Source organism: Embleya sp. NPDC127516, from assembly GCF_044765325.1.
Taxonomy (GTDB): domain Bacteria; phylum Actinomycetota; class Actinomycetes; order Streptomycetales; family Streptomycetaceae; genus Embleya.
In genome coordinates this window covers 20,944-42,650 of record NZ_JBIWJT010000051.1, presented here as the reverse complement: position 1 = coordinate 42,650, position 21,707 = coordinate 20,944, and the positions used below count along the sequence as shown (strand labels likewise).

Annotated in this window: 20 protein-coding genes and 1 pseudogene; 7 read left to right on the top strand and 14 right to left on the bottom strand. The window is 71.1% G+C overall.

Features of this window, described 5'->3' with window-relative positions; genetic code table 11:
- Positions 1-800: 800 nt before the first annotated feature.
- From ACIRL2_RS48485 to ACIRL2_RS48470, 4 genes are all read right to left on the bottom strand, one after another.
- Complete coding sequence (locus ACIRL2_RS48485) at positions 801-1,034, bottom strand: hypothetical protein (RefSeq protein ID WP_402241733.1); 234 nt, start codon at positions 1,032-1,034, stop codon at positions 801-803.
- A gap of 321 nt (positions 1,035-1,355) precedes the next feature.
- Positions 1,356-1,724: a chaplin gene (locus ACIRL2_RS48480; protein WP_402241732.1), complete on the bottom strand. Its 369-nt coding sequence runs from the start codon at positions 1,722-1,724 to the stop codon at positions 1,356-1,358.
- A gap of 410 nt (positions 1,725-2,134) precedes the next feature.
- The gene (locus ACIRL2_RS48475) at positions 2,135-2,371 is read right to left on the bottom strand and encodes an acyl carrier protein (RefSeq protein ID WP_402241729.1); all 237 of its coding nucleotides are present in this window, start codon (positions 2,369-2,371) and stop codon (positions 2,135-2,137) included.
- Between the two features lie 309 nt (positions 2,372-2,680).
- The gene (locus ACIRL2_RS48470; RefSeq protein ID WP_402241726.1) at positions 2,681-3,214 is read right to left on the bottom strand and encodes a MarR family winged helix-turn-helix transcriptional regulator; all 534 of its coding nucleotides are present in this window, start codon (positions 3,212-3,214) and stop codon (positions 2,681-2,683) included.
- A 207-nt stretch (positions 3,215-3,421) separates the two neighbouring features.
- On the opposite strand from ACIRL2_RS48470, the pseudogene ACIRL2_RS48465 reads away from it, so the two are divergent.
- Positions 3,422-4,300, top strand: a pseudogene (locus tag ACIRL2_RS48465) (haloalkane dehalogenase); the annotation flags it as partial.
- A 236-nt stretch (positions 4,301-4,536) separates the two neighbouring features.
- Here ACIRL2_RS48465 and ACIRL2_RS48460 read toward each other — a convergent pair.
- Entirely contained in the window at positions 4,537-5,331 is a 795-nt protein-coding gene (locus tag ACIRL2_RS48460) for a class I SAM-dependent methyltransferase (protein WP_402241724.1), read from the bottom strand.
- A gap of 223 nt (positions 5,332-5,554) precedes the next feature.
- On the bottom strand, positions 5,555-6,028 hold the full coding sequence (locus ACIRL2_RS48455; protein ID WP_402241721.1) for an Lrp/AsnC family transcriptional regulator: 474 nt from the start codon (positions 6,026-6,028) through the stop codon (positions 5,555-5,557).
- Positions 6,029-6,121: 93 nt separating this feature from the next.
- Between ACIRL2_RS48455 and ACIRL2_RS48450 the strand changes: the two genes are divergently transcribed.
- Both ACIRL2_RS48450 and ACIRL2_RS48445 read left to right on the top strand, forming a co-directional pair.
- Entirely contained in the window at positions 6,122-6,994 is an 873-nt protein-coding gene (locus tag ACIRL2_RS48450; RefSeq protein WP_395864939.1) for an LLM class flavin-dependent oxidoreductase, read from the top strand.
- Positions 6,985-7,473: a nucleoside deaminase gene (locus tag ACIRL2_RS48445; RefSeq protein ID WP_395864937.1), complete on the top strand. Its 489-nt coding sequence runs from the start codon at positions 6,985-6,987 to the stop codon at positions 7,471-7,473. Before ACIRL2_RS48450 ends, ACIRL2_RS48445 begins: the two co-directional genes overlap by 10 nt.
- Positions 7,474-7,511: 38 nt before the next feature.
- Here the strand turns inward: ACIRL2_RS48445 and uppS are convergent, their stop codons facing one another.
- The 4 genes from uppS to ACIRL2_RS48425 all read right to left on the bottom strand — a co-directional run bounded on the left by uppS (position 7,512) and on the right by ACIRL2_RS48425 (position 13,398).
- Positions 7,512-9,329 (bottom strand): polyprenyl diphosphate synthase, encoded by a 1,818-nt coding sequence (gene uppS / locus ACIRL2_RS48440; protein ID WP_402241717.1) that lies wholly within the window; start codon positions 9,327-9,329, stop codon positions 7,512-7,514.
- A 384-nt stretch (positions 9,330-9,713) separates the two neighbouring features.
- On the bottom strand, positions 9,714-10,934 hold the full coding sequence (locus tag ACIRL2_RS48435; protein ID WP_402241714.1) for a cytochrome P450: 1,221 nt from the start codon (positions 10,932-10,934) through the stop codon (positions 9,714-9,716).
- A 166-nt stretch (positions 10,935-11,100) separates the two neighbouring features.
- A complete protein-coding gene (locus tag ACIRL2_RS48430; protein ID WP_402241711.1) occupies positions 11,101-11,859 on the bottom strand; it encodes a ferritin-like domain-containing protein in 759 nt (252 codons plus the stop codon).
- A gap of 153 nt (positions 11,860-12,012) precedes the next feature.
- A complete protein-coding gene (locus ACIRL2_RS48425) occupies positions 12,013-13,398 on the bottom strand; it encodes a salicylate synthase (RefSeq protein WP_402241709.1) in 1,386 nt (461 codons plus the stop codon).
- A gap of 275 nt (positions 13,399-13,673) precedes the next feature.
- Between ACIRL2_RS48425 and ACIRL2_RS48420 the strand changes: the two genes are divergently transcribed.
- Positions 13,674-14,312: a thioesterase II family protein gene (locus ACIRL2_RS48420; protein WP_402241769.1), complete on the top strand. Its 639-nt coding sequence runs from the start codon at positions 13,674-13,676 to the stop codon at positions 14,310-14,312.
- Positions 14,313-14,934: 622 nt separating this feature from the next.
- On the opposite strand, the gene ACIRL2_RS48415 is transcribed toward ACIRL2_RS48420, so the two are convergent.
- Both ACIRL2_RS48415 and ACIRL2_RS48410 read right to left on the bottom strand, forming a co-directional pair.
- Entirely contained in the window at positions 14,935-15,375 is a 441-nt protein-coding gene (locus ACIRL2_RS48415; RefSeq protein ID WP_402241707.1) for a PPOX class F420-dependent oxidoreductase, read from the bottom strand.
- A gap of 114 nt (positions 15,376-15,489) precedes the next feature.
- Positions 15,490-16,230: an SDR family oxidoreductase gene (locus ACIRL2_RS48410; protein ID WP_402241704.1), complete on the bottom strand. Its 741-nt coding sequence runs from the start codon at positions 16,228-16,230 to the stop codon at positions 15,490-15,492.
- 124 nt (positions 16,231-16,354) lie between these two features.
- Between ACIRL2_RS48410 and ACIRL2_RS48405 the strand changes: the two genes are divergently transcribed.
- Entirely contained in the window at positions 16,355-16,861 is a 507-nt protein-coding gene (locus ACIRL2_RS48405; RefSeq protein WP_395864921.1) for an RrF2 family transcriptional regulator, read from the top strand.
- A 398-nt stretch (positions 16,862-17,259) separates the two neighbouring features.
- On the opposite strand, the gene ACIRL2_RS48400 is transcribed toward ACIRL2_RS48405, so the two are convergent.
- Positions 17,260-17,499, bottom strand: a complete 240-nt coding sequence (locus tag ACIRL2_RS48400; protein WP_395864919.1) for a hypothetical protein — start codon at positions 17,497-17,499, stop codon at positions 17,260-17,262.
- 491 nt (positions 17,500-17,990) lie between these two features.
- The gene (locus ACIRL2_RS48395) at positions 17,991-19,688 is read right to left on the bottom strand and encodes an ABC transporter substrate-binding protein (RefSeq protein WP_395864917.1); all 1,698 of its coding nucleotides are present in this window, start codon (positions 19,686-19,688) and stop codon (positions 17,991-17,993) included.
- Positions 19,689-20,131: 443 nt separating this feature from the next.
- On the opposite strand from ACIRL2_RS48395, the gene ACIRL2_RS48390 reads away from it, so the two are divergent.
- Both ACIRL2_RS48390 and ACIRL2_RS48385 read left to right on the top strand, forming a co-directional pair.
- Positions 20,132-20,995 (top strand): M20/M25/M40 family metallo-hydrolase, encoded by an 864-nt coding sequence (locus ACIRL2_RS48390; protein ID WP_402241700.1) that lies wholly within the window; start codon positions 20,132-20,134, stop codon positions 20,993-20,995.
- Positions 20,996-21,155: 160 nt separating this feature from the next.
- Positions 21,156-21,623: a MarR family winged helix-turn-helix transcriptional regulator gene (locus tag ACIRL2_RS48385; protein WP_402241698.1), complete on the top strand. Its 468-nt coding sequence runs from the start codon at positions 21,156-21,158 to the stop codon at positions 21,621-21,623.
- The last annotated feature ends 84 nt before the right edge of the window (positions 21,624-21,707 follow it).

The window sequence follows — 21,707 nt, the reverse complement described above, 5'->3', positions numbered from 1 at the left end:
CGCGGCCGGGCGTCGGCGTTGGACCTTCCGCCGCCGGTGCCCGGTCCGGGACAACACGGGGATGGGCGAGACCCATACCGGCGACGAGTGTGATCCTGTCGGCGCGCCGCGAACGAGGCGATCGTCGTCGGGCGTCGGTTGCGGCGTACTGCTGTCGGAGTGGTCGGCGCCGGTTGTTGTTTCGGCGCTTACTGAACTACTCGAATACCGGATCCGCCCGGTTGCCACCCCGCGTCGTTTTTCTTCACCGGGTGGCCGGCCGCGCGACCGCTCGACGGTCGGTGGCCGGGTCTCGGCCCCGGGAGCGAGTGCGCCCGCGTGCGCTGGGCCGCAGGTTGCGGGATCGCGACGACCTGCGCGGACGGGCCCGGCGGGCAAGCCGCGCCCGGGCGGACGCGTGTGCGGGTAGTGGCGGTCGTGACCCTTCTCACGTCGGGTGAACGCGCGTACAGTCCCGGCCTGTTGCGTCGGGGATGACCGCGCGGAGCTGCTCCGTGCGTGGGCCTCGGCCGTTCTCGACCGGTCGAGGACTCACTCTGCGTGCGAGGTGTGGCCGGTACGGCCGCCTATTCGAGCGGGCGGTGGATCGCCTCGCCGCGCACGATGTGGGTCCCGTCCCAAGCAGCCATGCAGAGAGCCTGGCAGCGGCCCGGCTTGATCGGCAGAGGCGCACCGGCGGCGCTCTCGAGGCGTGCGCATCAGTCGGGGAGCGCGGCGGGGGAGGCGTCGACGCCGGAAGGATCGCGGGGTTGCTTCGGCCACTTGCACCACGCGCACCCCGCGCCTCCCCCACCCGACGGTCAGGTCGCGGTGGGCAGGTATCGCGCTACCGCGAGGTTGGCGATCGTGCGGAGCTTCGAGAAGTAGGAGGCGCAGTATTCCTCGTTGAGCAGGGGCACGATCTTGTCGAGGTCGGCGATGCACGCCCAGAGGACAGCGATGCCATCGCCGTCGAGTCCGCCGCTCAACTCTCTCGACACGAGACCGGCGACGTCGGCGTCCAGGAGGATCAACTCCACACCCGCGATGTCCACGCCGCGGAAGCTCGCGGGGAACGACGCTCGCCGATGCTCGGCCCAGAGCCGCCCGAGCAGCCCATCGCGACGGGCCTCACCGCCCTCATCGGCGGATTCGGTTTTTGGGGGGCGAACCGGTGGTCTGGTGCTGTGCGTTGTGGGTGGGCGGCACGGTTTCGACGAGTTCGGCTCTCGTGTTCGGCCCGGTTTGCCGCTTCGGGGCGTGTGTCCGCCTCGTCGCGTGTGGGGCAACACGACGGGGCCCCCGCGGAGAACCCGCAGAGGCCCCGGGTATCGGACGCGGAGGAGGCGGCCGAACCGGAATCACTGAACGAGGCGTCAGACGCCCACACGCTCGAGGAGCGAGCGGTGGCCGTTGTCGTGCTGGTAGCCACCACCGTGGGGGTGGCCCTGCGGACGGTGGCCCTCGTGCTCGTGGTCGCCGTCGTAGTAGACCTCGTTCTCGACCTCGGCGACGATGCATTCGTTGCCGAACGCCGGGTTGAGCGCAGCGGCCCCGTTGGCGGTGTCGCCGCATCCCATTGCCGGGGTATGGAACGGGGACTGGCCGATGTTCCCGGAAAAGACACCCGAGGAGTGCACCGCGGCGGCGTCGGCCTCGGAGCTCGCACTCGCGGCACCCGTGCCTCCCATCACGAGGGCGGCGGTACCGGCAGCCAGGACACCGGCCTTCTTGAACGAGTTCACGACAATCTCCCCTGTAGCGTATCCGCGCCGCCCGATGACGACGCGCACTCCTCTCAACGAGGCTGTTCGTCTCGGGAAACCACTAACGCAACGGTTCACCCGATTGACACACGATCGCCTCGCTGCACCGAGTCGGCGATCCACGGAGGCGGAGGCGGAGTCCAGACGCGGCGGTGCCGCGTCCCCTCCCGCGTACGGGAGAGCCGGGCGGAGCGGCGGGGTTCGGGTCGTGGGAGTGGTCGAGCGATGGACGAAGGAGGGACCGCCGTCTTCGCGAAGGACTGGAGGAACCGACTCACCCTCGACCTCGCCGACCTCACTCCTGGGTGACCCGCGCATGTCGGTATCGACCCGCCTCGATTCCGCCGCCGAGCCGGCGCCGCGTGGGCGCCGGGCGTGAGGGGATTCGGCTACCCGGCCCGCTTGGCGGCGTCGATGGCCGCCGCCACGTCGTTGACGGTGACCAGGCGCTCCCTCGCGGTCAAGGTGATGCCGTGTTCGCGTTCCAGGTTGAGAAGCAGTTCCGCCTTTTGGATCGAGTCGAATCCCAGGTCGCTCTCCAGGTTCGTCGTCCCGGTGATGTCGTCCACGTTCACCCAGGCCAGGTTGCATGCGGCGGCGATGACGGCTTTCTCGGTCGTGCTCAACTCGTACTCCCAGGATCGCGGCCGGCCGTCCCGCCCGGCCTCCGAAGCCGCGCCGGCGACCGGTACGGCCACGCACGGCTCACGTAGGCCAGGGTCTCACGATCCCCCCGACGTCAACCAATGGTTGTCCGCTCCGCTCCGCTGTGGTGTGGGGAGGCGGTGCGCGCAGGCCGCTCGGACGCGATTGCGTCAGGCCGGGTATCGACCGTTTGGCGAGGGATGGATGGTCCGTGGGCCGGCGGCGGTGGTTTCCGCGTGACGCGGTCGAGGGCGGGATCGGGGTCGGGGTCGGGTGTGGTGAGTCCGTGATCAATCGCCGGCGGTGCGTGGTGCGGTCTTCGTGTGATGGTCCAGGAGCCGGGTCAGCAGACCGGTCAGTGTGCGGCGTTCGGCCTGAGTCAGGGGCGCGAGCAGGTCGTCCTGGGCCCGGCTGATGATCGCGTCGAGGCGGCGCAGGTGGTCGCGGCCTTCGGGGGTCACGGTGATGACGTTGCGACGGCGGTCGTCCGGGTCGGGCGTGCGGTCCACGAAGCCGCGTTCGGCGAGGTCGTTGATGACGGCGACCATGTCGCTGCGGTACACGCCGGTGCGACGGCTCAGCGCCGACTGACTTGCGGGGCCGCTCCGAGTGAGCGCGACCAAGACCACGAAATGCCACTTGCGGGCACCTTCGGTGGCGAGGCCGTCGGTCACCAGACGATCGGCGTGCATCGCGTTCCGGGTCAGCAGCCTGCTCGGCAAGCCGCGTACCCGGGCGGGCATTTCCCCCGCGTCCGGGCCGTCGCCGCAAGTCCCAGGGGTGCTGGTGTTCGCGGCGGTGTCGTTGGCCGCTCGGCTGCTCATGGCATCGATATTACCCCGTTGCATTAGTGAGACTAACGATATATGGTCCAGGAGATCAAACGTTAGAAACACGAACGTTCATTGCCCGAACGAATGATCCGGGATGTTGCCACATCCGATCCCGATCCCGATTTCGATCCCCACGCGGGTCAGGGTCAGGGTCAGGAGCCGGGTCCGGACAGCCGGGCACCACGAGAGGAAACACTCACCATGCGTACCGTCGACGTCCTCGACTCCCACATCGCCTACACGGAGACCGGCGACGGGCTGCCCGTGGTGTTCCTGCACGGCAACCCGACCTCGTCGCACCTGTGGCGCAACGTCACCCCGCACGTCGCCGGCGGAGCCCGCGCCTTGGCCCCGGACCTGATCGGCATGGGCGCCTCGGGCAAGCCCGACATCGACTACGACTTCGCCGACCAGGCCCGCTACCTCGATGCCTGGTTCGATGCCCTGGACCTGGGCGAGGTTGTCCTGGTCGGCCACGACTGGGGCGGCGCGCTCGCCCTGGACCGGGCGGCCCGACACCCCACGCGGGTGCGCGGAGTGGTCATGCTGGAGACGATGCTCAAGCCGCTGACCGCCGAGGAACTCCCGCCGCCCGCGCGTTCCCGCTTCGAGGCGTTCCGTACGCCCGGAGTCGGCGAGGAACTGGTGCTCGAACAGAACGTCTTCATCGAGACCGCGTTCAAGGGCGGCGTGCTGAATCCGCTGAGCGAGACGGACGTGCAGCCCTACCGCGACCCGTACCCTACGCCGGAGAGCCGGCGTCCACTGCTGGCCTGGCCGCGGATGATGCCCATCGACGGAGAGCCGGCCGACGTCGTCGCCCGCATCACCGACTACGACGCCTGGCTCGGGGCCAGTACGGACGTTCCCAAGCTGCTCCTGACCTTCGACTCCTCGCCGACGCTGCTCATCGGTGACGAGATGATCGCCTGGAGCCGCGAGCACATCGCCGCCCTGGACATCGAGCACTGCGGCCCGGCCGGACACCACGCCCCCGAGGACCGGCCCGACGCCATCGGCACGGCGATCGCCCGGTGGCTGGACGCACACGGGCTCACCTCGCACGGCTCCCGCTGACACCACCCGGATCGACGTTTTCGGGATCCATCGGGGGCGGTGGCGACGGTCGGGGCTCGGGGCCGGGAAAGCGGGACCCGGCGGTCCCGCCCGCGCGCGGCGGTCGTCTCAGCCCGCGGCCGCCGCTCGGAACGGGCGGAAGAACGCGCGCAGTTCCTTGAGGAAGGAACCGGACGGGTGACCGGAGCGTGCCCGACCGCTGACCGCACCCCGTCGGCGCCTGCCCCCGGGTGGGGTCAGCCGCCGTCCTCGGTCGGCGATTCCGTGCCGGCGCCGGCACGATTCGCGTCGGGAGGCGGTGGGAGTCGGTAGACGGACACGTGTGAGCTCGACTCGGCGGTGAATTCGGTTCCCTGCCAGTCGGCGTGCCTCGATTCGAGCTCGAAGCCGGCCAGTTGGGCCATGAGATCCAGTTCGGCCGGCCAGATGTAGCGGTGCGGGCTGCGAAACAGTCGGGCCCGGGTGCCGTCGTCGAATCGGAAGTGATGCGAGACGAGGTGCTGGCGCAGCACGTCGTAGGTGTCCAGGCCGACGTATCCGGTCTCGGAATGCCAGACCACGGCGTGCTGACCGGGCGGCAGTTTGCGCAGCTCGGGAACCCCCAGCTCGACGACGAACCTTCCGTCCGGTGTGAGGTGGCGAGCGGCGTTGCGGAAGCACGCGACCTGTTCGGCCTGGGTGAGCAGGTTGGAGATGGTGTTGTAGACCAGATACACGAGTCGGAACGTGCCCGGGGCGCGGGTGTTCGCCATGTCGCCGACGACCACCGGAATCGTCGTCTCGTCCACCTTCGTACGCAGCCGGTCGATCATCGGCTGCGACAGCTCGATACCGGTGACCCGCACTCCTCGCCCCGCGAGCGGTACGGCAACGCGTCCGGTACCGATGGCGAACTCGAGCGCCCGTCCCCCGCCCGCCAATTCCGCGAGCCGGTCCAGAGCCGGCTGCAAAACCTCCGGCGCAAACATCCCGGTACCCGGCGTGTCGTACGTTCGGGCAGCCTCCACGCCCCAAATCTCATCCAGTCCCATGCCCCCCACGATTCCCGCGGCAAGCGCCGATGTCGACGCCTTTTCCGCCCGCGCGCAGCCGCCTCCACGGAATGGATCGTGAGCGGCACGGTCCGCGGCGCCGGAACGCGCGCGGTCGACTCGACCTCGGATCGCGCCGCGACACGAACGCGACGAACACACCGCTTGTCGAGCCCGGCTCGGACGCCTGGGCCCTGCGCCGCCCGGGCGTGCCCGGCGGGCGCTACGCGTCCCGGTCGTCGGTGGGTGGGGTGGGGCGGTGGGGGCCTCGGTAGGGGAGGGTTTGGCTGTAGACGATGTTGGTGGTGGTGCTGCCGAAGTGTGCGAGTCGGTCGATGGTGCTTTCCAGGTGGGTCATCGAGGTGGCGGCGACCTTGAGGGTGTAGCAGTCCTCTCCCGTGGTGCGCAGGCACTCCAGGATCTCCGGGCGCTCTTCGAGGAGTCGGTGCAGGGGCGCGTGCCTGCTGCCGGGGTACTTGAGGCGCACCACGGCCAGTACGGCGAAGCCCGCCTTCGAGAGGTCGACCTCGGCTCGGTATCCGGTGATGACGCCGATGGTCTCCAGGCGTCTGACCCGCTCGGTCGTCGCGGAGGCGCTGAGGCTGACGCGTCGTCCCAGTTCGGTCAGCGCGATGCGCCCGTCTTGTTGCAGCTCCGCCAGGATGGCCCAATCGGTGTCGTCGAGATCCTCGGTCATCCGGCCAGAATACCGGCAGATCCACGGTGGACGCGGGCGAAGGCAGTGAATGATGTCTTCAGATATGTGGTTGTCGCCGGATAGCCTCGGGGCATGCAACTCGGCGTCAATGTTCCCAATTTCGGCCCCGGCACGGATCCGGGCGTTCTGCGCGACTGGGCGCAGACCGTGGAGGGGCTCGGATTCGATCTGCTGATGGTCTCCGACCACGTCGCGGTCACGCCCGATGTCGCGGAGCAGTACCCCGCCCCGTTCTACGAACCCTTCACCACGCTCGCCTGGCTGGCCGGTGTCACCCGGCGGGTGCGTCTGGGGACCACGGTGCTCATCGTCCCCTATCGGCATCCCCTACTCGTGGCCCGGATGGCCGCCAACCTCCATCAGCTCAGCGGGCGGCGCCTGGTCCTGGGTGTGGGCGTCGGCTGGGCGCGGCAGGAGTTCGAGGCGCTCGGCGTCCCGTTCCGGCAGCGCGGGAAGCTGACCGACGACCATCTCGCGGCCATCCGCACGGCCTGGGACGACGAGGGGGACTACGGCGTCGGCCGCATCCCGATCTGGGTCGGCGGCAACAGTGACGCGGGCATCGATCGGGCGGTGCGCCTCGGCGACGCGTGGCACCCCCTACGACGCACCCTGCCCTGGATGCGGGCGGCGACGGACCGGCTGCGGGCCGTCGCCGTCGAGCGGCAGCGCCCGGTGCCGGCGCTGGTTCCGCGCATCGCGCTGCGGGTCACCCGGGAACCACTGCCCGATGCCGAGCGCCTCGCCGGCGAGGGAAGCATCGACCAGATCGCCGCCGACCTGGATCACCTGCGGGCCCTGGGCGCCGACACCGTGGTCCTGGACCCGTTCAACGGCGACCCCGGCGAGACGGCGCACCCGCAGGCCGCATGGCGGATGCTCGCCACCGTGGCCGAGCGGGTGGGCCCGCTCACCCATCACCTTACGGAGACACCATGGCAGTGACCCCGGACGACCTCACCCACCTGCGCCGCTGCGTGGAACTCGCCGCCGAGGCGGTGGAGGCCGGCGACGAGCCGTTCGGGTCGGTCCTGGTGGCCGCCGACGGTAGCGTCCTGGCCGAGGACCGCAACCGCGAGCGAACCACCGGCGATGCCACCCGCCATCCGGAGTTCGAACTGGCCCGCTGGGCCGCCACGAACATGACGCCGCCGGAGCGGGCGGCGGCCACCGTCTTCACGTCCGGCGAACACTGCGCGATGTGCGCGGCGGCGCACGGCTGGGTGGGACTCGGTCGCATCGTCTATGTGAGCTCCGCCGAACAGACGAGCACCTGGCTTGCCGAACTCGGCGTTTCGGCGGCGCCCGTACGCAACCTCCCGATTCGGGAGGTCGTTCCCGCGCTCGTGGTGGAGGGCCCCGTTCCCGACTTGGCGGAGGAGGTACGCGCCCTGCACCGTCGGTTCCGCGAGGCACATCGCTGAAGCCGTTCCCCACGACGCTCTCGGCAGGGAGCACCGCGTCAGTGGCCCGGTGTGCCCGCGTCGTGGGCGGGTTGCCCCGCCGGCGCCGCGGAATCCGGTACGGCGCCGAAGTTGCGGCCGCGGTCCGCGTACGCGGTGATCGCCCGCCACAGGTCGCGGCGGTCGACGTCGGGCCAGCGGGTGTCGCTGAAGTGCAGTTCCGCGTAGGCGGCGTGCCAGGGCAGCAGGTTCGAGGTGCGCTGTTCGCCGCCCGTGCGCCACAGCAGGTCGACGTCCGGCAGGTCGGGCAGGGCCAGGTGGGCGGCGAACACGCGCTCGCAGATGTGCGCCGGGTCGATCCGGCCGGCGACGGCGGCTCGGGCCAACGAGGCGGCGGCCTGGGTGAGTTCGATCCGGCCGCCATAGTTCACGCACAGGGTCAGGGTCAGCCCGGTGCGATCCCGGGTGGCGTGTTCCAGGCGCACGAGCCGTTCCAGCACGTCCTGCGGCAGTCCTTCGGCGGAGCCGGCCCAGCGGAAGCGCACGTCGTGATCGAGCACGGCCGCGTCGACCATGTCCTCTCGCACGAGTGCGAGCAGGCCGTCGATCTCCTCGGGTCGCCGACGCCAGTTCTCCGTGGAGAAGGCGTAGAGCGTCAGGTGCCGCAGGCCGATCTCCAAGGCGCCGTGTACGACGTCGCGCATCGACTCGCCGCCCGCGCGATGGCCTTCGGTACGGGGCAGGCCCCGGTCGGTGGCCCAGCGGCCGTTGCCGTCCATCACGACGGCCACATGCCGGGGGAGCCGGCGCGGGGGACAGCTCGGCGGGCGCGCGCCCGAGGGATGCGGCCGGGGAGGCGTGGGGGTCTCGGTGCGGGGCGCCGGCAACAGGGCCGACAGGGCGGGCGGGCGAGGGGTCGCGGTGTCCCGTCGGGACCGCGCGGGACCGATCGGCGTGAGGAAGCGCCACGCCACGTGCGCCTTGAGCCGAGCGGGGAGCAGGATGCGCCGGCTCGCCAGCCGGGGCAACCGGGGCTTTCCGCGTAGTAGCTGTGCCCCGGCCCGCTCCACGCGTTCCAGCCGCAGCCGCCCGATGTCGGTCACCGCACGCGCCACCACGGCGAGTGCGGGGGGCAGTTCGCGGAACAGGTCGGGTTGGGCCAGCCAGAGGCGGGCCTGTGCCGCCAGGTGCGCGATCATCGCCTCGACGGGCGCGTCGTGCGTGCCGCCGGCCAGGTCCGCCGCCGTGAGGCCGTGGTCGGTGAGCACCTCCACGGGCACGGTGATCCGGCCCTGGGCGAGGTCCTCCGCGAGGTCCTCGAGATTGTCGATGATGCTCAGCGCGTCCACCCACTGCCGGGCGGCGTCCAGGTAGCGCAACCGCAGTGGCAGGTACAGGCCCGCAGCGGCCAGGAGCGCCGCGCCCTGGGCGAAGAAGGAGGTGTTGACCGCCTGGGAATAGGCGCTCCACGCCTTCCAGGTGGGATGGATACGGCCGGCGATGTCCGCTCGGGTGGCGGCGAACGCCGCCGAGAGGCCGTCGGTCGGCAGGTCCCAGGTCAGCATCGTGTGCACCAGGGCCCGGCGTACCGGATCCTCGCTGTCGCCGCGCCGCAGGTCCTCGTCGAACGCGGCGGTCCAGGCGTCGAACAGCGCCTCTCTGCCGGTGGGATCACCGGTGTCGGCGACGTCGTCGATCACCCGGCCGGCCGCGTAGATCGCCCACAGCGCCGGGCGTAACGCCGGCGGCATCAGCCGGGCGGTCGGGTACTCCGTGCCCCCCGCCCGGCGGATCGCCCTGCGGCATGCCTCGTAGCCTTCGACGAGACGCGGTTCGTCGATCGCTGCCGCGCGGTAGACGGAACGGGAACGGCGCATGGGGCTCCTCGGCCGGGCGGGACGGCGTGCGCGTCGCGGCGGGCACATCCGTACGGGACGGGCGGATCCGTACCAGGCGCGCCCCGGCGGGTCGAAACCGCGCGGATCTCGCACGATCGTGGCAACGCCCTTGTCACGACCCGGTGTTGGCGGATGATCCGGGCATAGGGGGAGACAACCGGTTTCCGGCCCGCCATGTCACGCGTATGGGCCGAAGATGCCTCGCAAGGGTGATCCGTCAGGGCCGAACGGGTGACGAGACGTCGGGGGTGCGGCATAGGCGGCGAGGATCCGGGCCGGCCGCGTGGATCGTGCGGGCCGCGCCCGTCGACGCGCTCCGTGCCCCGACCCCGCGTGTCGATCACCGGCGGGGTCGGGGCGGTGTCAGCCCAGTCGTACGCGCAGTTCGCGCAGCGCGCGTACGGAGAGGTTGTCGTGCCACCGGATGTCATCGTCGGCGAGTGACATCACCGGTGCTCGGCGCAGGAGTTCGCCGAAGGCGATGTGTGCCTCCATGCGGGCGAGCGCGGCGCCGGGGCAGGCGTGGACTCCCGGCCCGAAGGCCTGGTGCCGGCGCCCTTCGCGGGCGATGTCGAAGCGATCCGGGTCGACGAAGACGCTCGGATCGCGGTTCGCGGCGCCGAGCATGAAGAACACCAGGTCGCCCGCGCGGATCTCCCGACCGCCCAGCACCAGGTCCCGGCGTGCCATCCGGGACAGCCGTTGCACGGGGCTCTCCAGGCGCAACATCTCCTCGATCGCCGAGGGCAGCAGGTCGGGACTCTCGCGCAGGCGCGCGAGTTGCCCGGGATGGCGCAGCAGCAGCAACAGGCCGTTGCCGAGCAGGTTGGTGGTCGTCTCGAAACCCGCGAAGATCATCATCAGGCAGGTGGAGACCACCTGTTCGTCCGACGAGGAACCGTTCCGGAGCAGCACGCTGATCAGGTCGTGGCCCGGCGCGCGGCGGCGTTGGGCGACCAACTCGCCGAGGTGGGCCGAGGCTTCGCGGACACTGTCGAACGCCTCGGCGGCGGTGGACAGGTAGGTCGCGGGCGGGGCGCCGAAGAAGTCGACGATGCCGATGGCGCAGCGTTTGAGCAACTCGTGGGATTCGCGTGGTGCGCCGATGATCTCCGAGACGACGTAGAGCGGCAGCGGCACGGCCAGGTCCGCGACCGCGTCCAACTCACCGCGTGCCAGGGCACGGTCGAGGATCTCGGTGACCGTGCGCCGGACCAGGGGCTGGAAGGACCGGATGACGCGTTGGTTCATCGAACGTGTCACCGGAGCGCGCAGCGGCCGGTGTTCGGGCGGATCGGCCATCAGCGGCCAGCGCGAGAGCACTTCGGCCAACGGACGAAACCGATCGCGGTGGGCGGGCGGGAACTGTCGCAGGCGTGGGGTGATCCGGTCCGCGGAGATGTCGGGATGGGCGGTTCCGCGGACCACGTCGTCGTACCGGGTGATCAGCCAGGCATTCCACCGGGGGTCGTAATGCACGGGATCGTGCTCGCGCAGGGCCCGCAGTGCCGGGTAGGGATCGTTCCGAAAGGACGCGGAGACGAGGTCGATGTGTGCGGTGCTCGTGTCGGGACGTATCGTCACCGACCCGCCTCCCGCCCGATCGGAGCATGGTCGCGTCGTGGTGAAGGCACGTTTCCGCTCGACGCGGGGCGTAAGGGTAAGTGCGGGTGTGGGCGAGAGAGGCGACTAAGTGTAATCATGTGATTACTATAGCCATATCGCTGGAGCCCCTTCGCCCCCTCAGACCTCACGAACCACCGACGGCAACCGCCGAATTCCGGTGCGGGCGGGAGTGAATCCGTCGGGTGACGGCGCGGAAGTCGCGGGCCACGTGACCGGTGAAGCGACGGCGGGTCGTGCCGAGCGACGCGAGTGCCTTGCCGTGGTCGTAGACGACCACGGCGGTCGCGCCCGCGGTGATCATCCACCAACCGGCGACCGCGATCGCTCGGGTCGGCGGTGCCAGGTCCGCCAACGACGTGCGCAGGACGTCGCAGTGGAAGGGGACGTGACGTTCCTCGTCGGCGAGGATGCGGGCGGCGACCTCGGCGGCGAGCGGGTCGCCGACGCCGTCGTGGAGCGCGCGGTAGTACGGGAGCGCGATCACCTCGGCGACCATGAGGACCATCAACTCCAGGCGCAGGCCGAGCGAACGCCGCAGCCGGCGAAAGACCGCGTCGGACCAGTGGCCCGGGATCGTGTCCGCGCCGGCCGCGGCGAGCAGGTGCGCCAGGAGTCGGGCGTGGTTCTGCTCCTCGGCCACGAACAGCCGGATCGTCGCGGTGTAGACGTCGTCGCCGTCGGCGGCTGCCTTGGCGATCAGGACGCGGCCGTCGCTTCCCTCGCCGACCTGGAAGCGCTGGATGCTGCGGACCACGGCCGGGTGCAGCCGTGCGCCGGCCGCCCACGCCGGGTCGCCGTCGTCCGCGCGTCGTTGCGCCGCCGCCCGGAAGTCGCTCAGCCAACGGTCGTGGTCCGCGCTCGAAGAATCCTGGATCTGCGACATGGACGCTCTCCTTCCGTACGCCGTGGCGCACGCGAACGCGGCCGGATACCGCGTTCTGCGAAGGACGCGCGCGAGCGTCCGACGGTTGTCGAGCCGGGGCGGCTCCGGGGCGGCGCGGGCTCGGCGCGGCCGGGCTTCGGCGCCGGTGCTTGCTCAGCCGTCGGTGAACGCCGCGTAGGGTTTGGGTGGTTCGTCCTCCGGTGTCGCCGGCACAACGTACGGAGCGACGGTGGCGAGGGTGTGGCACGTTCCGCGGTATTCGTGCACCGGCCGTGAGTCGGCAACGACGCCCGCACCAGCGCGCAACCAGGTGCGGCCGTTCCGCGTGTAGACCATGCGCAGCGCGAGCGCGGCGTCCAACTCCCCGGCGTGGGTGCCCCGTACGACCGCGCCCGCGTACAGGCCGCGAGGCGCCTCCTCGAACTCGGCGATCATCGAGCACGCGGCCGTCTTCGGCACGCCGGACACGGTCACCGCGGGGAACAGCGCGAACAGCGCGTCCCACGGCCCGTGTCGCGCGTCGAGGCGCCCGAACACCCGGGAGCCGATGTGTTGGACGCTGCCGCGTTCCCTGGCGGTCATGAACTCGTCGACGCCGACACCGTCCGGGTCGCACAGCGGGGCCAGTTCGTCTTGCGCCAGGCGTACCGAGATCGCGTGGTCGTACACCTCCTTGGCGTCCTGGATCAGCGCGGCCCGCCGCCGTGCGTCGAACACCGGGTCGCCGTCGCGCGGACAGGTGCCGGTGAGCGGTCGGGTGGCGATCCGCAGGTCGGCGTCGACCTCCACGAGGGTCTCCGGACTGAACCCGGCGGCCCGGAGCCCGGGCAGGTCGAGCAGGAACGACCGCGCGGGTGTGTTCGCGCGAAGCCCGCGCAGGTAGGTAGCGGGGAAGTCCACCGGGTAGGGGACCTCGACACGGCGGGACAGGAGCACCTTGTCGAGTTCGCCCGCCCGGATGCGGTCGATCGCGGCTGCCACGGTGGTGGCGAACAACGCGAATTCGTCGGTCTCGACCTCCACAGGCCGCGTCGTCGTGGTGCTCGACCGGTCCGCGGCCGTCGCGGTGAGCAACACCCGGTCGAGGTCCTCGTCCGCCAGGGCGCGCACGGTCAGCGACGTCTCGTCGACCTCGACCTCGACGCGGGGAACGGTCAGCCGGCCCAGCTCCGGGCCCTGGTCGGAGGGCGGCAACTTCGCTGATACGCAGCCCAGTTCGTAGTCCAAGCGGCCGTAGACCCGCCAGTCCCGGATCGGTGCGTCGGCCAGGAGGGTCTCGATCGCCCGCGCAGGCGAGCCCGCCCACGGCACGCTCGTACGACCTTCGCCCACCCCGACCACCGTGTCGTGGTGGATGGTGAGCACCACGGCCGCGCCGCCGGCGAACCACCAGCGCGCTTCGCTTGCGTAGACGAGCGATTCGTCGAAGAGTCCGGACTCGGCCAACCGCACCGCGACGGCCGGCGGATCGTACCTCCCTTCTCGACGAACGTGCAGGTAGCGGCGGGTGGGCGCGGTCGTGGGGGAGTCGATGGTCACTGGTTGCACCGTCCTCGGAAGCTGCGCATGGGTGGGGCAGGGGGGCCGGAGCGGCAGGCGCGGATCCGGCGACGGACGTCGGATCCGGGTGGACCGACGACGTCCCGGAGTCGTGCGAGCCCGGCCGCGCGGATCGAACCTTCTTTTCCCGCAGGGGGTTTGGCTTCGATCATGGGCACGGTCGCGCGAGCGCCCCCTCGTCGGCGAAGCGCGCTCGATGCGCTTCGACGACCCCTGTATGGCGATTATTTAGGTTAGCCTTACCTAACTTGAACGTGCCAGGCCGGGTTTGGGTTCCCGCCCCGGGAACGAACTCGACTCGTGGGAACCGAGGAGGGGTCGTTGACGAACGCCCGCGCGCGCATGCGGCCGCGATCGCGACTCGGATCAGGTCGTCGTACGCGCTGTTCGGGCACAGCGTGGGTGCGGCCGTCGCGTACGAGGTCGCGCTGCGGCTACAGGCGCACGGACCCGGTGCGACCCACCTGTTCGTGTCCGGGCGGCACGCGCCGCACGAGGTCCGCGACGACGTGTACCTGTGTGACGACGACGGGCTGCCGGCCGAACTCGGCCGACTGGGCGGCACCGGAACGGCGTTGCTCGCCGGCCCCGCGTTGCGCGAGATCGTGCTGCCCATCCTGCGCAACGACTATCGGCTCGCCGAGCGCTATCGCCCGACGCAAGGCATCCGGCTGCGCTGCCCGGTCACCGCGATGATCGGCAATGTCGACCCGGAGGTGACCGGGACCGAGGCCCGACGCCGGGAGGAGGCCACCGGCGCGCCGTTCGACCTGCGGGTGCTGCCGGGCGACCACTTCTACCTGACACCGCAACGCGACGCGGTGGTCGCCGAAGTGGTCCGCCGACTCGTCCCGGCCCCGGCCGCACGGACGCTCGGGCCGTCCACCCCCTGACCGCCGACGGGGCCGCCGGCGACCCGAAGTTCGCCGGCCTCGGCCGCGACGCCGACTACGTCACCGGCCGGTCCGGCTCGCGCGGCGTCTTCCATCACGCGCCCGCGACCGATCCCGCCGTCCTGGCGTTCGAGGAACGTGCCGAGGAGACCGGAACGTGGCCCGAGATGTTCAGCGGACCTGCCCAGGTCGTGGACGCCGCCTCGACGCGCGTCGCGATCCCGGTACCGACCGTCAACGGCGCCCGCGAGCCGTTCTCCTGTGGCCCGGGCGCCGCGGAATGTTCTTCGGGTCCGGCGCCGGCCGCGGTCGTACGGCCGTACCACGCGCCCGCCGCACGGTGCGCGCGGCGGTGGTCCACGAGGCCGGCCACGCGGCACTTCCGGAACACGCGGCTCCGGCGGTCCGCCTTGCCGTGACCGACTTTTTCGACGATTACGTGGGGACCTGCCGACGCGTACGGGCGTGTCCTGATCGGTCGGCGAGTGCGGCGGCACGGCACCCCTGCCGATGTCGCACTCGCCGATTCGACGGCAACGCGCCCGCCACGCGGTCGACATCGGCCCGGGTGCCGGGGCCGGGGTGGGTGCGCCGCCGCCGCGATCGCCCGGGACCGGCTCGGCTACTCCGCAGCGGTACGGCTGCCGCCCGCCTGGTCGCTGTCCTTGAGCGTGCCCCAGCCGTGCCAGCGGTCGATCTCGACCCAGGCACTGACGCGGCCCCGGTCGCGCTGCGGGTAGTCCTGGCCGCCGTAGTGACGCGACAGGCGGTCGATGTCGATCAGGTCCTTGTCGTCGCGGATCTCGGTGACCCGGCCGATCAGGCTGAGATGCGTGTACCAGTTCCCGGTGTCGAGCACGGTCAGCGAGACGCGCGGATCGTTGCGGATGTGCTCGAGCCGTTTGCGTCCCTCGTCCATGTTGACGAGCACCCTGCCCTCGTCCCACAGGTACCAGGTCGCCGTGGAGACGGGTTGGCCGTCGGCCCGGAGCGTTGTCACGACCGCGGGATTGGGCTGCCGCAGCATCTCGATCGCCTGCTCGGGCAGTGGCGGCTTCGACATGGGTCCTCCTCGTCGGTGTCCGGCCGCGGTGGATTCCCCCGCGACGATGTCGCCGCACCCGACCGCACCGAAACCCTACTCCCGGATCCCTCGGATTCCGTCGACGCGCCGCCGCTACCGGTCCGTTCGGATCCAGTCCCGGTAGTGCGTCGGTGCCAGGTGCGCGTCCGGCCCCGCGGTGAGCACGTCGCCGGGGACGGCCGCGAACATGCCGGCCGTGTCGTCGACGACCACGGTGCGGGCGTCGGCGCGCGCGGCCAGGGTGATCCTGCCGAGTTCGTCGAGGGTGAAGACGTCTGGGCCGGCGACGTTGCGGATGCCCTGGAGCGGGGTGCCGACACCGACCTCGACGACCGCGTCGACGACGTCCGCGGCGGCGATCGGCTGGACCGGGGTGGCGGGCAGACGGACGGTGTCGTCGTCGGAGGTCCAGGACAGCACGGCATCCATGAACTCGAAGAACTGGGTGGCGCGCACGATGGAGTACGGCGTGGGCCCCTGGCGGAGCAGGTCCTCCTGTAGGGCCTTGGCGCGGTAGTAGTCCAACCGGGGCACCCGGTCCACGCCGACGATCGACAGGATCACCTGGTGTCCGACCCCGGCTTCCGCTCCCGCGTCGAGCAGGTTGCCCATGGAGGTGCGGAAGAAGTCCGGGGACTTCTCGTCGAAGGTCGGCGAGTTCGCCAGGTTGACCACCACCTCGGCGCCCTCCAGCGCCTCCCGCAGGCCCTTCCCGGTGATCAGGTCGACACCGGTGGACAACGCCGCCGGGAGGGCTTCGTGGCCGCTCGCGGTCAGTTTCCGGACCACCTGCGAGCCGATCAGCCCGGTTCCGCCGACGACCGTGATCTTCATGGCTGTCCTGCCTCTCGTCGAGTGCGCGAGATCGCGCGGGAACGCATCCAAACTCGGATACATCTTGTCCGTGATAATACTCGGATAGAGTTCATCCGAGTCAACCGGAGGGACGGTCGAGCGGATGAAGCTGTCGGGCGGAGTGGAGTCGGCGCTGCACTGCTGTGTGGTGCTGACCACGGCGACGGAGCCGGTACCCGCTGCGCGGCTCGCGGAACTCCACGGCGTCTCCGGCAGCTATCTGGCCAAACAACTCCAGGCGCTCTCCCGCGCGGATCTGGTGGGCTCGATCCAGGGCAAGTCGGGCGGGTACGTGCTGACCAGGGCGGCCGAACGGATCACCGTCCTGGACGTCGTGACGGCTGTGGACGGCGCGGAACCCGCGTTCGTGTGCACCGAGATCCGCCAGAGGGGTCCGCTGGCGGCGGCGCCGGAGGCGTGCATCCGACCCTGCGCGATCTCCCGTGCGATGGCCGCCGCCGACGCCGCGTGGCGCGCGGCGCTGCACGCGATCACCATCGCTGATCTGGCCAGGAGCGTCGACGAGGACTACGGCCCCGCCGCGCTCGCCGGCATCCGCACCTGGCTGAACGAACCGAGCGCCGGCGAGGGTGCGCCCGCCGCCGACTGAGCGCCCCTGCCGCCGTTCGAGCGCACGCCACCGACCGGCGCGCGCCACGGCCTAAGAAACGCGGATGCGATGGCAAGAGCCCGCTCGACCCGGCCATCCGCGAGGAGGAATGGCTCCGGGAGGAGCATTTGCGCTTCGCGTGACGCGTCGCCGGGCATGCTTGCGGGGACGAAGGTGTGCCGATTGCGGGGAGGCGGGGATGGTGGGCCGACTTGGGGTGCCGATGCGGACCACACCCTTCGGGTTGTCGGGGGCGGACATCCGGTTCGGCCCATTCGGGCCGATGTCGCCTTCGGCGACGGTGGGTTGACGGCCGCCCGCATTCCCGACTCCCCGACCCTCCCGACCTCTCGACCCTCCCGACCTCTCGACCTCCCGATCGGGACCTCGGGCGGGGCTCAGCCGAGCGTGGGCAACTCGTCGAGGGGGAGTTGACCGGTCTGCACCCCGCCGATCGGCAGGCCGCCCGTCGTCACCGCGTCCGCGAACATGCCGGCCGCCGCTCCGGGAACCTCCCCCGCGGTGGTCGGGGGTTGCGGAGCGGGATCGGCGTGGGCGCTGCCCGCCGTCGCGGCCGTTCCGACCGCCGCCAATGCCGTCAGCACGGCGATCCCGCCGAGCCGTCCTCGAAGAGTCATGTGCAAGTCCCTTCCGTACCACGGGTCATGGGTCGCGGGTCACGCCCCGGCGGGGCGGATCTCCGTCGCCCCCTGGCGGGGAGCGCCCGGGCGCGGATTGGCGTCGCCCGGCGACAGCGGGTCAACGCCCGTCGGCATGCAACGGTTACGGGTGGGTCGCCTCGTCGGCCGAGGCGCCGCCCGCCGTGCCGGCCCGTCGTCGGTTTCGTGGGCGCGGTCGGCGTACGGCCGCACGTTCGAGCCGGACGCCGAGCAGGGAGGGGCCAGGTGAGGCCGGGGGTCGCGTGCGGGCCGACGGCAGATCGCCCGGCGCCGCATCCACGGTCGATGGCCGGCGACGGCCGCGAGGCGTCGGCTCCCGTCAGGGAGGAGCCGACGCCTCGGAAGCCGTGCACTTCCGGGGCGAGTTCGCCTCGGAAGCCGTGTACCTCCCGGGCGCGTGCGCCTCGGAAGCCGTCTACCTCCGGGGCGAGTGCGCCCGGAGGCAGGAGTCATCGCTTGCCGGCCCTGCGCAGCGTGGTCGGCAGGATGCCGCCGCCGTCCACCTCGAAGGCGTAACGACGGGTGAACCAGGGGGAGTTGGAGTCCATGAAGGTCACCACGTCGACGCGTTTGATCAACTCGGCCTCGGCCGCGGTCCATTCCGGGCAGCCGGCGGTGTCCGGCTTGGTCATCGCCTCGGCCGTGAGGCGCTGGTACTCGGGGTTGTCGGTGGCGCCGAGGTTGAGGCCCTCGGCCGGCTTGGGACCGGAGAAGAACACCAGGTTCTGATCGGGGGTGGGCACCGAGATCGGCGCCCAGGCGATGTCCCACTGGCCGGCCATCAAGGTGGAGACGTTGGTCGACTGGGAGGTCTGGCTGGTGTCGACCTTCACGCCGAAGGCCTTCCACTGCCGGACCGCCAACTCGACGGCGGCGATCACCTGGGTGCCCTGGTAGCCGGGGTAGGGCATCGAGAGGGACAACTGTCGGCCGTCCTTGCTCCAGCGCCCACCGGACTTCTTCCATCCCGCGGCGCGCAGTGCCTCCGCGGCGCGGGCCACGTCGTGCGGCGGGAGGTTGGCGGTGACCGAGTCGGTGGGGCAGGGCGGTGCCATCGTGGTGCCGAGTCGGGTCGCCGGCGCACCCTTGCCGCCGGTGGCCACGGCACCGATCTGCTTGAGGTCGAGCGCGGCGATCATGGCCCAGCGCACCCGGGCGTCGGCGGTGACGCGATTCGGGGCCTCGTTGAACAGCAGCATGCCGAACGGGTCCCGCTGGATCTCGAACCCGAGGCCGGCCGCCGCGAGCCGGGCACGATCGGCACCGATGACCCGCGCCACGTCGAGTTGTCCACCCAGGAGCAGATTGGTCCTGGTGGACTCGTTGCCGACGAACTTGAAGACCACCCGGTCCGGTGTGGCGGCGTTGTCGGCACCGTCCGGGCCCCACGTATATCCGGGGCGTTTGGTGAAGGTGAAGTGGTCGCCCGCCACCACTTCGGTCAGCCGATAGGGCCCGGTGCCGTCGGACGCCTGGTCCAGCTTCTCCTGCGACCGCATGCCGGAGGGGCACACCAGTTGCACGGTCCCGGCACTGCGCAGCAGGAACGGGGCGGACTCCGGGGCTTTCAGCGTCAGGGTGCCCGCGGCGTCGTCCGCGGTGGCGGTGGCGCCGACGGGCACCAACAGGCCCGCCATCGGCGACTTGTTCGCCGGGTCGCCGATGTAGTTGTACTGCGCCGCGATCGCGGACGGGGTCAGCGATGTGCCGTCGTCGCACATCACGCCGCGCCGGAGGGTGAAGTTCGCCGTGGTCGTGTCGGCGGTCCACGTCTCGGCGATGCCGGAGGCGATGCGCCCGTCGGGTCGGATGTTGACCAGCGAGTCGTACGCGAAGCGGTTCATCATCACCGCGCTGGAGGCCAGCGTGGTCAGCGGGTTCATGCCACCGGGGTCGCCGGGCACCCCGATGGTGATCGTGTTGCCGCCGGTGGAGGTGCCGCCGCTGTCGGTTCCCCCGCACCCGGCGGCAAGCAGCCCCAGTGCGACGGCCGCCCCGGCCCCTCGGGACACGCGTCGCATCCGCACACTTCCGGTGCGGCGGCCGGCGGCGGCGTGACCGGTGCCGTTCGCCGCGTCCGACTCCTCGGCCACCGCTCGTCGACGGTGGCCGGGCGGCGGGCCCGGCAGTTCGGATCGTCTCGTCACGGGATTCCTCCTGGGGATGTGGCGCTCGCCGCACACGTCGATCACGCTAGGCAGCGTCCGTACGTCTCGAATCGTCGTCGTGCACGAAGATCGATCCGCGATGCTGTGCGACTCGCCGACGCCGATGCCGCCGCCCGACGGTGATGTCGAGGTGGATCGAGCCGGTCGACTGGAGAGGTATTCGGGTATGGCTTCCCCCAAGCGCTGTCTCGAGGACATGTCGGCCGAGCTCGACGCGATGGTGGTTCTGTTACGCGATCTGGTGACCTGTGAATCTCCGTCCGAGGACCGTGCGGCCCTGAACCGGTGCGCGGAGTTGCTGGCCGCGGTGGGCACGCGGTTCCTCGGTCGTGAACCCGAGCGTGTGCTGCTGGACGGCATCACGAATCTGGTGTGGCGGCCGCGGGCCGCTCCTGCTCGGGCACTACGACACCGTGTGGCCGATGGGAACCCTCGCGGAACTGCCGTTCTCGGTGCGGGAGGGGGTGGCGCGCGGTCCCGGTGTCTTCGACATGAAGGCCGGGATCGTGCAGATGTTGTACGCGGCTCGGGCGTCCACGGCGCGGGATCGGGTGGGGATGCTTCTGACGGGCGACGAGGAGACCGGATCGCTGATCTCACGTGCCCTGGTCGAGGAGGTGGCCGCCGAATCGGGCGCGGTGTTGGTGGGGGAGCCGAGCGCGGACGGGGGCGCGGTCAAAGTCGCACGCAAGGGGGTCGCCCGATTTCGGGTGGAGGTCGGGGGCCGGGCGGCCCACGCGGGCCTGGAACCGGAGCTCGGCGTGAACGCGACGGTGGAACTCGCCCACCAGGTACTCGCGCTGGTCCCGGTGGCGCGCGCGGAGCTGGGCACGACGGTCACACCCACCGTCGCGGCGTCCGGGTCCACGGTCAACACCGTGCCCGAGGCGGCGACGTTGGCGGTCGACGTCCGCGCCTGGAGCCGGGCCGAACTCGACCGTGTCGCAAGGTACATGGAAGGTCTGCGCGCGGTTCTGCCCCGGGCCGAGATCTCGGTCAGCGGCGGTGTCAATCGTTATCCGCTCGAAGAAGCCATGTCCCTCGACCTGCTCGCGCGCGTGCGCGCGGCGGCCCGCGAGATGGGCGTCCCGGAGCCGGAGACGGTGCGTTCGGGCGGCGGGTCGGACGGGAACCTCACCGCCGCGATTGGCATACCGACCCTGGACGGCATGGGCGCCGTCGGAGGGCACCCGCACGCCCGCGACGAGTTCGTCGACATCACGAGCATGCCGATGCGAACAGCGCTGCTGGCGACGACGATCGACGGACTCTGCGCTGTGGAGTAGAGGCAGGGCACGGAGCGGCGGCGCGTCGGAAGGCTGGATGTCCGGTGCCGGGTGCCGGGTGCCGGGTGTCGGGAGCCGGATGCCCGGGTTCCCGGGTGCGCGCCGTTCGCTCGGCCCGGAGGATTTGCTTGCTTGTACAAGCAGTATGTAGGTTGTCGCCATGTCGGACTTCATGCCGACCGGCGGGCCCGAGGCGGCGCCCGCCGGTGACGACGAGGACGACCGCTGGTGCATGGCGGTGCGTCTGTTGGGTCGGATCGAACAACGGTTGGACCAGGCCCTGCGGCAGTCCCACGGCCTGCAGCTCTCGGAGTATCGGGCGCTGTGCGCACTGAGCAGGGAGGACAGCGGAGGAAGCCTGCGAATGGGGGAGTTGGCGGAGCGCATCGGCCTGAAGGTCAGCTCGGTCACCCGACTCGTGGGGCGACTGGAGGCCCAGGGCATGGCCGAACGAACCTCCGTGGGTGGCGAGGACGGCCGGGGCGTGCGCGCGACGATCAGCACGGCCGGACACCTTCGCTACCAGCAGGCGACGGCCACCTACCGCGCGGCGCTCGGTGCCGAATTGGACGCCGCTCGCGAGAACGTCCACTTGGCCGAACTGGCGGGCTGGGTTCGCCATACGTGAGTTGGGCCGAGGTCGGCGCCGGGGTCGAGGCCGGAGCCGACCGATCGACGCGTGCCGCGTGCCGCCCCCTTCGACCGTTCACCC

Excerpts from the sequence above, each read along its gene's own strand:
- ACIRL2_RS48470 (WP_402241726.1), bottom strand. The coding sequence starts at position 3,214 with ATGAGCAGCCGAGCGGCCAACGACACCGCCGCGAACACCAGCACCCCT.
- ACIRL2_RS48460 (WP_402241724.1), bottom strand. The coding sequence starts at position 5,331 with ATGGGACTGGATGAGATTTGGGGCGTGGAGGCTGCCCGAACGTACGAC.
- ACIRL2_RS48455 (WP_402241721.1), bottom strand. The coding sequence starts at position 6,028 with ATGACCGAGGATCTCGACGACACCGATTGGGCCATCCTGGCGGAGCTG.
- ACIRL2_RS48450 (WP_395864939.1), top strand. The coding sequence starts at position 6,122 with ATGCAACTCGGCGTCAATGTTCCCAATTTCGGCCCCGGCACGGATCCG.
- ACIRL2_RS48445 (WP_395864937.1), top strand. The coding sequence starts at position 6,985 with ATGGCAGTGACCCCGGACGACCTCACCCACCTGCGCCGCTGCGTGGAA.
- uppS (WP_402241717.1), bottom strand. The coding sequence starts at position 9,329 with ATGCGCCGTTCCCGTTCCGTCTACCGCGCGGCAGCGATCGACGAACCG.
- ACIRL2_RS48430 (WP_402241711.1), bottom strand. The coding sequence starts at position 11,859 with ATGTCGCAGATCCAGGATTCTTCGAGCGCGGACCACGACCGTTGGCTG.
- ACIRL2_RS48415 (WP_402241707.1), bottom strand. The coding sequence starts at position 15,375 with ATGTCGAAGCCGCCACTGCCCGAGCAGGCGATCGAGATGCTGCGGCAG.
- ACIRL2_RS48410 (WP_402241704.1), bottom strand. The coding sequence starts at position 16,230 with ATGAAGATCACGGTCGTCGGCGGAACCGGGCTGATCGGCTCGCAGGTG.
- ACIRL2_RS48405 (WP_395864921.1), top strand. The coding sequence starts at position 16,355 with ATGAAGCTGTCGGGCGGAGTGGAGTCGGCGCTGCACTGCTGTGTGGTG.
- ACIRL2_RS48400 (WP_395864919.1), bottom strand. The coding sequence starts at position 17,499 with ATGACTCTTCGAGGACGGCTCGGCGGGATCGCCGTGCTGACGGCATTG.
- ACIRL2_RS48390 (WP_402241700.1), top strand. The coding sequence starts at position 20,132 with ATGGGAACCCTCGCGGAACTGCCGTTCTCGGTGCGGGAGGGGGTGGCG.
- ACIRL2_RS48385 (WP_402241698.1), top strand. The coding sequence starts at position 21,156 with ATGTCGGACTTCATGCCGACCGGCGGGCCCGAGGCGGCGCCCGCCGGT.